The organism is Erwinia sp. (assembly GCF_031978025.1).
Taxonomy (GTDB): domain Bacteria; phylum Pseudomonadota; class Gammaproteobacteria; order Enterobacterales; family Enterobacteriaceae; genus Erwinia.
Map to the genome: position 1 here is coordinate 1 of NZ_DALZCD010000008.1, position 13,975 is coordinate 13,975.

The 13,975-nt window shown below is 54.7% G+C and carries 11 protein-coding genes; 9 read left to right on the forward strand and 2 right to left on the reverse strand.

The window, feature by feature from the left end; all coding sequences use genetic code 11:
• On the forward strand, positions 1-1,626 hold a 1,626-nt coding region (gene dcp / locus RTK32_RS01320; protein WP_312041735.1), incomplete at its 5' end, for a peptidyl-dipeptidase Dcp.
• 44 nt (positions 1,627-1,670) lie between these two features.
• Here the strand turns inward: dcp and hpxO are convergent.
• The gene (hpxO, locus tag RTK32_RS01325; RefSeq protein WP_312041736.1) at positions 1,671-2,828 is read right to left on the reverse strand and encodes an FAD-dependent urate hydroxylase HpxO; all 1,158 of its coding nucleotides are present in this window, start codon (positions 2,826-2,828) and stop codon (positions 1,671-1,673) included.
• Between the two features lie 230 nt (positions 2,829-3,058).
• Here hpxO and RTK32_RS01330 point away from each other — a divergent pair, with 230 nt between their 5' ends.
• The 5 genes from RTK32_RS01330 (at position 3,059) to RTK32_RS01350 (ending at position 7,909) form a co-directional block, all read left to right on the forward strand.
• On the forward strand, positions 3,059-3,694 hold the full coding sequence (locus tag RTK32_RS01330) for an aspartate/glutamate racemase family protein (RefSeq protein WP_312041737.1): 636 nt from the start codon (positions 3,059-3,061) through the stop codon (positions 3,692-3,694).
• A gap of 80 nt (positions 3,695-3,774) precedes the next feature.
• Positions 3,775-4,221: a DUF441 domain-containing protein gene (locus RTK32_RS01335; RefSeq protein ID WP_312041738.1), complete on the forward strand. Its 447-nt coding sequence runs from the start codon at positions 3,775-3,777 to the stop codon at positions 4,219-4,221.
• Between the two features lie 256 nt (positions 4,222-4,477).
• On the forward strand, positions 4,478-4,879 hold the full coding sequence (locus RTK32_RS01340; RefSeq protein WP_312041739.1) for a hypothetical protein: 402 nt from the start codon (positions 4,478-4,480) through the stop codon (positions 4,877-4,879).
• An 830-nt stretch (positions 4,880-5,709) separates the two neighbouring features.
• Positions 5,710-6,600 (forward strand): N-acetylmuramoyl-L-alanine amidase, encoded by an 891-nt coding sequence (locus tag RTK32_RS01345; protein WP_312041740.1) that lies wholly within the window; start codon positions 5,710-5,712, stop codon positions 6,598-6,600.
• Between the two features lie 16 nt (positions 6,601-6,616).
• Complete coding sequence (locus RTK32_RS01350; RefSeq protein WP_312041741.1) at positions 6,617-7,909, forward strand: glycoside hydrolase family 10 protein; 1,293 nt, start codon at positions 6,617-6,619, stop codon at positions 7,907-7,909.
• 56 nt (positions 7,910-7,965) lie between these two features.
• On the opposite strand, the gene RTK32_RS01355 is transcribed toward RTK32_RS01350, so the two are convergent.
• Positions 7,966-9,240: a Glu/Leu/Phe/Val dehydrogenase gene (locus RTK32_RS01355; RefSeq protein WP_312041742.1), complete on the reverse strand. Its 1,275-nt coding sequence runs from the start codon at positions 9,238-9,240 to the stop codon at positions 7,966-7,968.
• A 477-nt stretch (positions 9,241-9,717) separates the two neighbouring features.
• Between RTK32_RS01355 and eptB the strand changes: the two genes are divergently transcribed.
• The 3 genes from eptB to RTK32_RS01370 all read left to right on the forward strand — a co-directional run bounded on the left by eptB (position 9,718) and on the right by RTK32_RS01370 (position 13,967).
• Positions 9,718-11,373 (forward strand): kdo(2)-lipid A phosphoethanolamine 7''-transferase, encoded by a 1,656-nt coding sequence (gene eptB / locus RTK32_RS01360; RefSeq protein ID WP_312041743.1) that lies wholly within the window; start codon positions 9,718-9,720, stop codon positions 11,371-11,373.
• A gap of 242 nt (positions 11,374-11,615) precedes the next feature.
• Positions 11,616-12,812, forward strand: coding sequence for an enoyl-ACP reductase FabV (gene fabV, locus RTK32_RS01365; protein WP_312041744.1), 1,197 nt, complete (start codon positions 11,616-11,618; stop codon positions 12,810-12,812).
• 321 nt (positions 12,813-13,133) lie between these two features.
• Positions 13,134-13,967, forward strand: coding sequence for a DNA/RNA non-specific endonuclease (locus tag RTK32_RS01370; RefSeq protein ID WP_409451050.1), 834 nt, complete (start codon positions 13,134-13,136; stop codon positions 13,965-13,967).
• Positions 13,968-13,975 lie beyond the last annotated feature (8 nt).

The following is a 13,975-nucleotide window of genomic DNA, read 5'->3' on the forward strand; positions in this document are numbered from 1 at the left end:
GCGTTTCAGCTTGCCGGCGCCAGCCTCAACGACGATCAAAAAGCGCAGCTGAAGGTTCTGAACCAGCAGGCGGCGACGCTTACTACCCGGTTTACCAACAAGCTGCTGGCGGCAACCAAAGCGGGTGGGCTAATCGTTACCGATGCGGCGGCGCTGGCTGGACTCAGCGAGGCAGAGTTGAGCGCCGCCGCCGCCGCGGCCCAGGAAAAAGGATTACAGCCGCAGTGGCTGCTGGTACTGCAAAACACCACCCAGCAGCCGGCACTGCAAAGCCTCAGCAACCGTGAAACGCGCGAGGCGCTGTTTTCGGCTGCCTGGCAGCGGGCTGAAAAGGGCGACGGCAACGATACTCGTGCGCTGATTGCCAACCTGGCAAGCATCCGTGCGCGTCAGGCGCAGCTGTTGGGATTCGCCAACTATGCTGACTGGAAGCTGCAGGATCAGATGGCAAAAACGCCGCAGGCCGCGCTCGATTTTATGCGTGAAATCGTGCCGGCCGCTACGGCACGTGCGCAACGTGAGGCGGCGGATATTCAGGCGGTTATCGATCGACAGGACGGTTTTCGCCTGCAGGCCTGGGACTGGCTGTTCTATGCCGAACAGGTGCGTAAAGCCAGCTACGATCTCGATGAAAACCAGATCAAACCCTACCTTGAGCTGAATAACGTGCTGGAAAACGGCGTGTTTTGGGCGGCAACCCAACTTTATGGCATTACCTTTAAGGCACGCAGCGATCTCCCGGTTTATCATCCCGACGTGCGCGTTTATGAAATTATCGATGTTAATGGCGACCCGATGGCGCTTTTCTATACCGACTATTTCAAACGAGACAACAAGGGAGGCGGCGCATGGATGAGTAATTTTGTCGATCAGTCCACTCTGCTCGGTACTCAGCCCGTTATTTATAACGTCTGTAACTACCCAAAACCGCTCGAAGGGCAGCCCGCGCTGCTCGCCTGGGATGACGTCATTACGCTGTTCCACGAGTTCGGCCATACGCTGCACGGTCTTTTCGCCAGGCAGCGTTACCCCTCGCTTTCCGGTACCGCCACGCCCAGAGATTTTGTTGAGTTTCCCTCCCAGCTTAATGAACACTGGGCCAGTGACCCCCAGGTGTTCAGTCATTTTGCCCGACATTATCAAACCAGTGAGCCTATGCCCGCGGCCCTGCATGAAAAAATCATCAATGCCAGCAAATTCAATAAGGGTTACGACATGACCGAACTGCTGGCCGCTGCGCTGTTGGATATGCACTGGCATGGCCTCGCCGCTGACCAGCAGGAACAGGAGGTGGTCGCTTTTGAACAGCAGGCGCTGGAAGCCGAGCAGATCGCACTGACGGCCGTCCCGCCACGCTACCGCTCCAGCTATTTTCAACATATCTGGGGGGGCGGCTATGCAGCCGGTTACTACGCCTATCTGTGGACGCAGATGCTGGCTGACGACGGTTTCAACTGGTTCAGCGAACACGGCGGCCTGACGCGTGAGAACGGCCAGCTTTTCCGCGATGCCATTCTTTCACGTGGCAACAGTGAAGACCTGAAAGCGCTTTACGCGGGCTGGCGTGGCAGGGATCCGGACATTGAAGCCATGTTGATTAACCGTGGATTAAAGGAGCCAGGCTGACAGCATTTTCAGCGCGACGGTAGCGGCCGTCGCGCGGAGATTCATCAGGCAAATGGGCCGCCCTGAATGGTGTCGCACATGCCCTGAAGCACGCGCTCGCCGGTTTCGCTTTGCAGTTCCCGGTACCACTGTTCCGTTACGACCATGTCCTTACCGTGCGTGACGTCGCAGCGTTTACGGGCTTTCAACACCAACTCCTTCACGCGTCCGGCACGCTGGGCCTGGTAGCGCAGCAGCGCGTCTTCGATGCCCATTGAATGCGTTTGCAGGCAGTTCGCCAGCACGACGGCATCTTCCATCGCCGCACAACCGCCCTGGCCAATATCGGGCGTGGTACTGTGCGCGGCATCGCCCAGCAGCGCCACTCGGCCCTTTACCAGTTGCCCGAACGGCTCAATGTCATGGATTTCCACCCGATTAGTGGTCGCCGGATCGATCTGAGCGATAAGCTTTTGCACCGGCGTGGCCCAGCCATGAAAGTAGCGCGTTAAATCGGCGCGCAGCGTGCTGCGATCTTCTGCCAGCCCCGGCGGCAAGGGTACGTCAAAGAAAAAGTAGAAGCGGTTATTTGCTACCGGCATTAGCGAAACTCGCTTACCTTCGCCGACAAAAGTTGTCCATTGCTGAGCTGGCGCAATGCTTTCATCCAGCGTTACCAGGCCGTTCCAGTTAACATAGCCCGCATAGCGGCGAGGCACGGTTTGGCCCAGCACGTAAGGGCGTACAGCTGAATGCGCGCCGTCACAGGCAATCAGCAAATCCCCCTGCGCCTCGCTGCCGTCGGTGAAGCGGGCCGTTACGCCCTGATGGTGCTGTTCTACGCTGACCACGCGTTTACCAAATTGCACCTCGTCCCGGCCATAGTGCCCGAGCAGCATGGCCTGCAGCTCCGCACGTGCGACCGGGTAGGGCCGCTCGCCGGACGCGGCAATCAGCGGTTCCAGACTGAACTGCGTCAGGGGACTGCCCGATCGCGCCTCATGATAGGCCATGGTCTGCATCATGCCGCCCAACGCCCGCAGCTTCTCCTTCATGCCCAGATAGTTCAGGCATTTGACGCCGTTAGGCCAGACCGAAATGGCCGCTCCGACCGGCCTGATCTCTTTTACCGCTTCAAACACGGCAGTCTCGATACCAAAACGCTGCAGCGCAATCGCGGTGCACATGCCGCCGATCCCCGCGCCCATAATCAATGCTTTCATCCGTTTCTCCTTCAGGCTTTCCTGAAGTCTTTGCAACTTCTGTACCAGTCGCATCGTCCGCTCTGCGGGCGAAATGGAACGATCGTTTCGTTAAATTCCTGCTTCCGACTGGCGCATTGCACCAGCGTGGTGCTCCATCAGTGAAACAAAAGCGACGGGGAGGGCCGAAGTATTGGCAATGCGTCACAGAATTTGCCACAGTGACTGAGAACTTTTTTCAGGAGATCAAGATGGCAACCATAGCCTGTCTGCATGCCGCAAGAAGCAACATCGCGCTGTTTGAAGAGGCGCTACACGCGCTGGATTATGATGAGGTTCAACTGCTGCACTGCGTGCAAAGCGAACTCTTAACCCGAGCGACAGAGGCGGGTGAAGTCACGCCTGACATCGTGGCGGACGTTAGCGAGATCCTTGATGAGCTATGCCAGCAAGCTGACGCGGTGATCGTTACCTGCACCACGCTGGGCGTGGTGGCGTTAGAGGCTAAGCGGTTCAGCAAACCCGTTATTCGCGTGGACGCGGCGCTGGCGAAAGCGGCCTTGCACTATCACGGCGCGGTACTGGTGCTGTGTACCGCACACTCTACGCTGGAGGCGACTACCCGCTTATTTGAGGCTTTTATTCCCGGTAACCGGGTAGCCGTAGAGCTGATTCCCCGCGCCTGGGCCTATTTTAATCAGGGCGATATGGATGGCTACCACCGTGAAATCGCGCACTATATTCGCGATCGCCATGAGTGCGCGTTGGGTTGTATCGTCCTGGCGCAAAGCTCAATGGCAGGAGCGGCGAAGCAGATCAATACGACGCTGTCGGTCCTGACCGGGCCGGAAACCAGCCTGCAGGCCGCGCTTGACGCTATTCTTTAATTTTTAAGGCGTTAAAAAGAGCTAGAGCGCAGCGGCAAAGCGATTTAAGGTGTAGCCCCACGCTTTGACAGGAAAACCCTATGTTTGATTTAACGCTGTTTATTCTGCTGTTTCTGGCGGGGCTCAGTTACTTCAGCCACAATCTGACCGTCGCTATCGCTTTGCTGGTGCTGATCGTGGTGCGGATGACGCCGCTGAACGTCTTTTTCCCGTGGATTGAAAAGCAGGGCGTCACCGTCGGGATTGTGATCCTGACTATTGGTGTGATGGCGCCCATTGCCAGCGGCGCGCTGCCGACCAGCACGCTAATGCACTCCTTTCTGAACTGGAAATCACTGCTGGCGATAGCGGTAGGCATTTTCGTTTCCTGGGTGGGGGGACGCGGCGTCAGCCTGATGGGCTCGCAACCTACCATCGTCGGCGGCCTGCTGATTGGCACGATTATTGGCGTATCGCTGTTCCGCGGCGTGCCGGTCGGGCCGCTAATCGCTGCCGGTCTGGTCTCGCTGTTTATCGGTAAAATGTAATCGTCTGCGCCATGCATTAACGTGTCGCTGTTCCGCGGCGGGTGGTCGGGCCGCTAATCGCCGCCGGTCTGGTCTCGCTGTTTATCGGTAAAATGTAATCGTCTGCGGTAAGCATTAACGTGTCGCTGTTCCGCGGCGGGTGGTCGGGCCGCTAATCGCCGCCGGTCTGGTCTCGCTGTTTATCGGTAAAATGTCACCGTCCGCCGAAAGCGTTCTCTGCTATGATGGCGCTCTTTTTTTTCGCCAGGAGAAACCGGTGAGCAAGCAGGACAAGCGCAGCAAGCGCGCCAAACTCAAAGCCAAACAGGCCAACAACGCCCGCGCGCGTGGCAAACAGCTGGATGCGGTCGGCCGCAGCAGCTACGTCGCCACACCCGAAATGATCGAGCTGTTCGCCAGCCTGCCGCCGCTGGACGAGCAGGGCGATATGCCTTTTGTCAGCGACGTTTACCGCTGGTGCGACGAGGAATATGGCTTTGACGGCGACAGCGCGGAAAACGAGATGTTGCAGGTTGCCGCGCTTTGTGTGCTCTACATTCACTGGCGTACCAGTGAAGGATCGACGTCGTTAAACCAGAACGAGCTGATCGAAGCAGCTATTCGTCTGAGCGAAGAAAACGAGGCCTTTAAAACGCATTATCAGGCGGCACGCGGCTAAGGCGAGCACGGATTTGCCCTTGCGGGATAAACGGGCGTGGCGTCAGTTTATCCCGCTGAGTATTACCGTACCGTGAATAAACGCGGCTATAAAGGGCTAATACCGAATTGGGCTGGTACCATTATAAATAATATTTACCGCCGTTCTTATTGAGAGCGTAGAAGGATCTCCCAGCTCGTAATCACCCCGTAATTTTAATGTAATTCAATATTTGCGAATTTTTAATCTATTCTTTTTTGATATTTCCAGTTAAAGCTCATTTACAAAATTTGACTTTTTTGTTTGCTGGATGATTTATTATCATGGTTGATATCCAGCCTTAAAATATAAAATAAAATCAAGCTGTGGATCTTCCGGATATTATAGGATTGTATCTGACGAAATTTTTAACGGCGTTCTGAAAGCCACGCCTGGAGTGGTTGACAGAACGGGCAAATCTTTCATGCCAGGTGCGGCAGCCTGTCAGGGTTTGCAGGAGCCGAGCGGCAGGTCGCTATTTCCAGTTCCAGGCGGTTTTATGTTTGCCAGTATCAGGATCCGCTCGCTTTAATACGGTTTCAATACGGCTTTTCCGGGCAGTCCCCGCCTTTTCCGTATCGCGCAAGCGATAGCGGAATAACTATTTCGGCAAGCATAACGCTACGAGATAAAAGCGTTTTAGAAAGCATAATGCTACGCGATAAATACAACGCGCAATAATGCTGTTTCCTTAAAAACAGCGTAAATACAGGAGAAGAACTGCATCCGTGCTTTTCTGTTAACAAACGAGGCAGCAATCCTGGAACGGAACGCTCTCGATAATCTAATTTATTACTTAAATAGGGATAGCTATGAAATATCACATGCCGGGTAAGAAAAGTTTAGCGGTGGCGGCGTTAACGATTGTGGTTTTAACGGGCTGCGCCTCATCTGGCTCTTCCACATCTTCTTCCGCGTTACAAACGGCGCTGACCGACAGAGGCGATTATTATGCCGATAACACCACTTCAGCCGTTAGCCAGAATAGCCGCGTTAAGTTTGTTATCGTGCACTACACGGCTGAAAATGAGGAAAATTCCTTTAATACGCTGGCGAAAGGCAACAAAGTCAGCGCTCATTACCTGGTTGCCGAGCACCCGAAAATGCTGGGACATAAACCGGTTATCACGCAGCTGGTGTCGGAAAACAGACGAGCCTGGCACGCTGGAAAAAGTAGCTGGCAGGGCAGAAACCATATCAACGATAGCTCGCTCGGTATCGAGATTGTCAATAAAGGTTTCACCGAGAAAAACGGCGTTCGGCAATGGTATCCTTATACCGAAGCGCAGATTAATGCGCTGGCGCTGCTGCTAAAGGACATCATTAAAAGGCATGAGATTGAGCCCAACTACGTGCTGGGCCACAGCGATATTGCGCCGCTACGCAAGCAGGATCCGGGCAAGTTGTTTCCCTGGCATCGCCTGGCGGAGCAGGGCATCGGCGCCTGGCCCGATGCCGCTACGGTCAATAAATATCTGGCGGGACGTTCCCACTTCGCGCCTGCCGATTTGTTGAGCTTACAGCAGGCCCTTTACCAGTATGGTTATGATAAAATAGCGCTTACGGGCGTTCTGGATGAGGAAACCCAAATGACTATCAGCGCCTTCCAAATGCATTTCCGCCCGACCAATATCAGCGGCAAAGCCGATGCAGAGACAGAGGCGATTGCTAAAGCGCTGGTAGAAAAATATCTGACGCCATAACCAGGGAGCAGGCAAGATGTTAAAAAAAAGGGGACCAGGCTGGTTCGGGGCGATGCTGGTGCTGTTGATGGCAGGCTGTAGCCATAAGTCTGAGGTCAAATCGCTGGTTACGCCTTATGTGCCGCCCACGCCCGTGATAAAGCCTCAGCCTGTGCGCGGCATCTGGCTGGCGACAGTGAACCACCTCGACTGGCCGCCGCCCGCTTCCTTAACGCTTGCCGATCCCAGGCTGCGCATCGCGCGGCAGCAGCAGGTGCTTATTCAGCGGCTGGATAAGTATGTGGCGTTGGGTATCAATACGGTCTTTTTCCAGGTGAAGCCTGATGGCACCGCGTTTTATCGCTCCGCAATTTTGCCCTGGTCTGCCGAGCTGACCGGAACAATCGGCCAGGATCCCGGTTACGATCCACTGCAGTTTTTGCTGACCGAGGCGCATAAAAGAGGACTCAAGGTACACGCGTGGCTTAATCCTTACCGGATCACGATGAACACTTCGCCAGCCACGTTCAGCGCGCTGCAAAAGACGCTGCGTCAGTCACCGGCCAGCGTTTTCGTGCTGCATCGTGACTGGGTACGCGTCGCCAGCGATCGTTACGTACTGGATCCGGGACTGCCGCAGGTTCGCCAGTGGATCAACGGCGTGGTCGCCGAGCTGGTAAAAAACTATGCGATCGATGGCGTGCAGTTCGATGACTATTTCTATTATGAAACGCCCTCGTCGCCGCTGGATGACAGTCGCAGCTGGCAGCAATACGGCGCAGGCTTTGCCAATAAGGCCAGCTGGCGGCGCAACAATACGCTGCTGCTGGTTAAAGAGGTGGCGGCGACGATCAAGTCCCTGAAGCCAGAGGTGGCGTTTGGCATCAGCCCGGCGGGCGTCTGGCGCAATGCTGACAAAGACGCTCGCGGGTCCGATACGCGCGGCGGAGAAGCTTACGAGCAGGCTTTTGCCGACACCCGACAGTGGGTTAAAGAAGGGCTGCTGGACTATATAGCGCCTCAGCTTTACTGGCCATTTGAGCGGAAAATCGTGCGTTATCCCACACTGGCGAAATGGTGGGCTGACGTGGTTGGCACCGGTCCCGTCAAACTCTATATCGGCGTGGCGCTGTATAAGGTGGGCAAACCGACCGCTGGCGAACCGCAGTGGGGAGAAGAACAGGGCGTGGCCGAGCTGAGAAGGCAGGTTGAGCTGAATGAGACGCTACCCGGCGTGTCCGGGACGATTTTATTTCGCGATGCTTTTCTGGATGCCCCACAGGCTAAGGAGGCGGTTAACTATTTACATCAGCGCTGGAATAAAAAGTAAGCCGTAAAAAGCAACGCCGCCCGTAAGGGCGGCGCTCTGACTTTCTGGCTGATGATTTAACCTGGATAAATTCCGCGGTCTTTCCTTGCCATCAGAATACGCTCACAGGCGACAATATAGGCGGCAGTACGCAGGCTACACTCTTTCTCCCGCGCTTTGTCCCAGATATGGACCATCGCTTCGGACATGATTTTATCCATCCGCTCATTGATCTCGCTCTCGCTCCAGAAGAAGCTGGCCATATCCTGCACCCACTCAAAATAGCTCACCGTTACGCCGCCCGCATTACAGATAACATCCGGTACCACGGTAATACCGCGTGATGCCAGCATATCGTCGGCGTCCGGGTAGGTCGGGCCGTTAGCGCCTTCCAGAACCAGTTTGCAGCTGAGCTTTTCCGCGCGCTCGCGGGTGATTTGTCCTTCCAGCGCGGCCGGGATCAGGATGTCCATCTGCAGCTGCCAGAACGCTTCGCTATCAATCGTCTGCGCGCCGCTGAATCCGGCGATATTTTTATGCGTGGCCTGCCATTCGGTCAGCGCGTTCAAATCAATGCCTTCCGGATTATAAAGCGTGGCGGAATGATCCTGAACGGCTACCACTCTTGCACCCGCCGCGACAAACAGGCGTGCCGCTTCACTGCCGACGTTGCCGAAACCCTGAACCGCGAGACGGGCACCGTCGGTTTCAATATTCAGGCGACGAGCGACTTCAAGACCGGTCACAAACACGCCGCGGCCGGTCGCTTTTTCACGTCCCAGCGAGCCGCCGAGGTGCACCGGTTTGCCGGTTACCACGCCGGTGATCGTGGTGCCCTGGTTCATGGAATAGGTGTCCATCATCCAGGCCATCACTTTTGCATTTGTGCCCACGTCCGGGGCCGGAATATCTTTTTGCGGGCCGATGACCAGGCCAATTTCGCTGGTGTAGCGACGGGTCAGGCGTTCCAGCTCACCTTCGGAAAGCTTAAAGGGATCGACGCGGATGCCGCCTTTCGCGCCGCCATAGGGCAGATTCACCGCCGCACACTTGATCGTCATCCAGGCAGAAAGCGCCATGACCTCATTTAAGTCAACGTTGGGATGGTAGCGAACACCGCCTTTGCCCGGTCCGCGCGACAGATTATGCTGTACGCGAAATCCTTCAAAGTGGCGGATGGTGCCATCATCCATCTGCAGTGGGATATCAACGATCAGCGCGCGTTTAGGGTGGCGTAAGGTGTCGACCCAGCGGCTAAGCTCGCCCAGGTAGGGCGCAACGCGATCGATCTGTTGCAAGTAGGTGGACCAGGCGGTATTGGGGCTTTCTGATGCGTAAGATAGCTTATCCATAACAATGCTTTCCTGACAGTTATAAATGCTACGAAGGAGTGGTGAAGCCAGTGCTTCTGACCTGAACGCGGCATAATCTAACATTAATGAGTTGTATTTAATTCATTAAATTATTGTTAATTATCTTGAGGCGGGGCGGCCAGACCAACTCTGTGCGAATAATTAATTACTGGCTTTGCCTGTAGCATGCATATGGACTGGATTGCTGGAATAATTATGCACATCTGGTGCATTTAATACGGTTGACCTTTATTTATCAGAAGTTTGAACCGCTTCAAATTTTGCAATAATCGCCAACATTCTGCGGCCTGATGTCTTCAGACACATCTTTTGTTACATTATAACAACCACTTTTTCAGTACCAACGGTAAACTCACGTACGTTTACCTGGTCTTACGACGTATTGCTTTAAAAATAACGTTTTACCCGGTAAGCCGCTTTGGTCATGCCATTCACTGCTATAAAATGACGGGACAGATGAAAAGATTGTTTTTTTTGACTCAGTATCGGGTCTGCTGCTTTATTGCGTTTTACACCGGGATTTTGTTAAACCTGCCGATTTTCCTCCGCCGTTTTCATCACCTGCATTATGACGCGGTATTATCCATCACCATTGAAGTCATTGCGGCTTTTGCGCTGGTGCTGTTTACCACTCTGCTGGCCTCGCTTACCGGACGTCTGCTGTTTCGCCTCCTGACTTCACTGCTGGTGGTGTTTTCCGTCGCGGCCAGTTACTACATGATCTTTTTCAATGTGGATATTGGCTACGGCATTATCGCTGCGGTGATGACGACCGACAGCTTCGATCTGTCCAGAGAGTCGGTGGGCTGGGATTTTGGCGTCTGGTTGGGGCTGGTAAGCCTGTTGCCGCTGCTGGCCCTGTGGCTGGCGCCGCTGCCGGAAGCGGCGCTACGGCGGCATAACGGCGGGGCTATAGCCCGTCGTGCTGGCGTTATGCTGGTTGCCGGACTCTGCTGTTGGCTGCCGCTGAAGGTGATGGGAGAGCATCAGGACAGTCTGGATCGGCAGCACAACCGCATGATGGCCAGCTACGGCGGCGTGGTCGCCGGGACGTATTCACCGTCGAACTGGCTGTCGGGCATGGGGTTGCTGGCGTACAGCAGCTGGAGCCAGGCAGAGGACAGCCGTAAACTGTTCGATCCCGCCGCGCACTTTACCTATACGCCGCCAAAAGATGCCGACAATCTTTATATCGTGTTTGTGATTGGCGAAAGCGCCCGGCGCGATCATATGGGGGTATACGGTTACCAGCGAGATAACACGCCGTATCTGGATAAAGAGCCTAATCTGGCCGCCCTGCAGGGCTACTCCTGCGATACCTCAACCAAACTCTCGCTGCGCTGTATGTTTGTACGTGAGGGCGGCGCGTCGGAAGCGCCCGAGCGCACCCTGAAAGAGATGAACGTGTTTTCCGTGCTGAAGAAGCAGGGCTTTTCTTCCGAGCTGTTCGCCATGCAGAGCGAAGCCTGGTTCTATAACAAAGCACTGGCGGATGACTATGCGCTGCGCGAAACCATTCAGTCCGAGAAGCGCAACGTGGGCAAACCTATCGACGATATGGCGCTGGTTAGCGAGTTAAGAGACTCTATCGATCGTCACCCGCAGGGCAAACATCTGGTTATTCTGCACACCAAAGGGTCGCACTATCTTTATACCGAGCGTTATCCGCGTAGCTTCGCACGCTATCAGCCGGAATGCCTGGGCATTGACGATGACTGCACCACGCAGCAGATGGTTAACTCTTACGATAACAGCCTGCTCTATACTGATTACGTGCTGGAGCAGGTGTTTAACCAGCTGCGCGATCGCAACGCCATTGTCTTTTACGCCTCCGATCACGGTGAGTCGATTTCGCAAAATATGCATTTCCACGGCACGCCACGTAATCAGGCGCCAATGGCTCAGCGTACCGTGCCAATTATGGTGTGGGCATCCGACAAATTTTTGCAGCATCCCGATCATGCCGCAGCGTTTAACCAGCTGAAAAAAATGGCGCAGGAGAAAACGCCGGTCTTCCACGAAAAACTGTTTGACAGCGTACTAGGCTGTGCCGGTTTTACTTCACCGGATGGTGGAATTAATCAGCTGCGTAACTGGTGTCGGAAACCCTGAAGGCAAGGGGGCATAAAGGGGAGGCTATGGCCTCCCTTTTTACCCTCATCGCCAGACAAATTGCTTTCCTGCAGGAACAGAAAAGCCGTTGCGCCATCAGGTCGGCAAAGGCCGAATAAATAGTGAGCAAAGCGGTGGTGTTAAAGGCGACTGTAAACGATAAGCTACTGCCAGCTTTGCCTGAAACGCCACAAGCAGGTATTCTACGGGCCATATTTACTGAGACGGTTATTGAGGTCGACATGATTATTAAACCACGCATTCGTGGCTTCATCTGTGTTACCGCCCATCCGGCGGGTTGCAAAGCTAACGTTGAAAAACAAATTGACTACGTTACGCGTCAGGGCAAAATCGCCAACGGCCCGAAAAAGGTGCTGGTGATCGGCGCTTCTACCGGTTATGGCCTTGCTGCCCGCATCTCGGCCGCCTTTGGCTGTGAAGCCGATACATTGGGCGTGTTCTTTGAGCGTCCGGGCGAAGAGAACAAACCGGCCACCGCTGGCTGGTATAACTCTGCCGCTTTTGAAGAGCTGGCGGAAGCAAAGGGCCTTTATGCGAAAAGCATCAACGGCGACGCCTATTCTGACGAAGTGAAGCAAAAGACCATTGAGCTGATCAAACAGGATTTGGGTCAGGTCGATCTGGTGGTGTACAGCCTGGCGGCACCGCGTCGTACTCATCCAAAAACTGGCGAAGTCTTTAACTCCACGCTGAAGCCTGTTGGCAAAACGCTGCACACCCGCGGTTTGAACACCGACAAAGAAACCATTACGGATATCACGCTGGAACCCGCTTCCCAGGAAGAGATTGACGGCACCGTAGCGGTCATGGGCGGCGAAGACTGGCAGATGTGGATTGACGATCTGAAAGCAGCCGGCGTGCTGGCTGACGGTGCGAAAACCACGGCCTTTACCTATCTGGGCGAGCAGATCACCCACGATATCTACTGGAACGGTTCCATCGGCGAAGCCAAGAAAGATCTGGACAAGCGCGTACTGACCATTCGTGACACGCTGGCGGAAAAAGGTGGCGACGCGCGCGTTTCCGTACTGAAAGCCGTGGTGACTCAGGCCAGCTCTGCTATTCCTGTTATGCCGCTTTACCTGTCACTGCTGTTTAAAGTGATGAAGGCAAACGGCACCCACGAAGGCTGCATCGAGCAGGTTTACGGCCTGTTCAAAGACAGCCTGTATAACGCTTCGCCAATCCTCGACGATGTTGGCCGCCTGCGCGCCGACTATAAAGAGCTGCAGCCTGAAGTGCAGGACGAAGTGGTTAAGCTGTGGCCGACCGTCACTAACGAAAACCTGAACGAGCTGACCGACTTCGTTGGCTATAAAAGCGAGTTTATGCACCTGTTCGGCTTTGGTCTGGACGGCGTGGATTACGACGCTGACGTCAATCCGGATGTAAAAATCAAAAATCTGGTGCAGATGTAAGCGTAAAGGCGTCCTCCGGGGCGCCTTAGCATGGCCCGCGCGCCCCTGCGCGTGCCTGATAAGTTTTAAAATGACGCCCCGATCGTTTCCCTCCCTTTTTTAAACAACACGCTCGTACCAAGACAGAACAGCCTTGTTTTGCCGGTACTGCTGCGGGAACCTCTTCCTGCGCAGAAAGCGCGTCCGGCCCGTCTGATACCTGTCTGCTTCCCGCAGGTGGGCTGACTACTGTGAAAAGTATTTTCAGGAACATAGAGATTCTATATGCTCCAGTAATATGGGCAGCATAGCGCGAAATATCGCCAGTTTTTGGACGTATTTATGAACCTGCTTCGTCACGCCCTCACGCTGCTTCTTGCACCCGTGTTGCTGGTTGCCTGTACTGTACAGGTGCCGCAAAAACCGCCCCGGTCTGCTATTTTACCGGCTGGCACCGAAGCCTGCGGAGCTGGCTGTCCAACGGGCGGCAGTAACAGAATGCTTATCCGTCAGGTTTACACGCTGAATAACAATGGCACCACAAAATTTGCTAACTGGGTGGCCTATAAAATCACCAAAGCCAGTCAGGCCAGCGGGCGTTCGCGTAACTGGCGGCGGGATCCCGATTTGCCCGTTGACGACACGCTGGCACCGGCTGCTTACAATAATGCCAACAACGTGCTGGCGGTGGATCGCGGGCACCAGGCCCCTCTTGCCAGTCTGGCTGGCCATTCGGACTGGGCAGCACTGAATTACCTTTCCAATATTACTCCACAGAAATCAGCTTTGAATCAGGGGGCATGGGCAAAGCTTGAAAATCAGGAGAGGGTGTTGGCAAACAAGCCTGACGTGCGGGCGGTTTACGTTGTAACCGGGCCGCTATTTGAGCAGGATTACGGCGCTCTGCCTGCGGCGCCGTCGGTGAAGATTCCCAGTGGCTACTGGAAAGTCATCTTTATTAACGATGGGCCGCAGTCCGGCCAGTTTGCCGCTTTTATTATGCAGCAGACGTTAACCAGAGCGGCGAATTTTTGCGATTATCAGGTGACGGTCAGCGAGATCGAAAAGCGAACGCATCCGGCGTTAAGGCTGTGGTCCGCGCTTAGCGTCGAAGAGGCGACCGTATTGAAAAACAGCAAAGGGAAACTGGCAAAAGAAGAGATGGGTTGCTACTGAATCCGCAG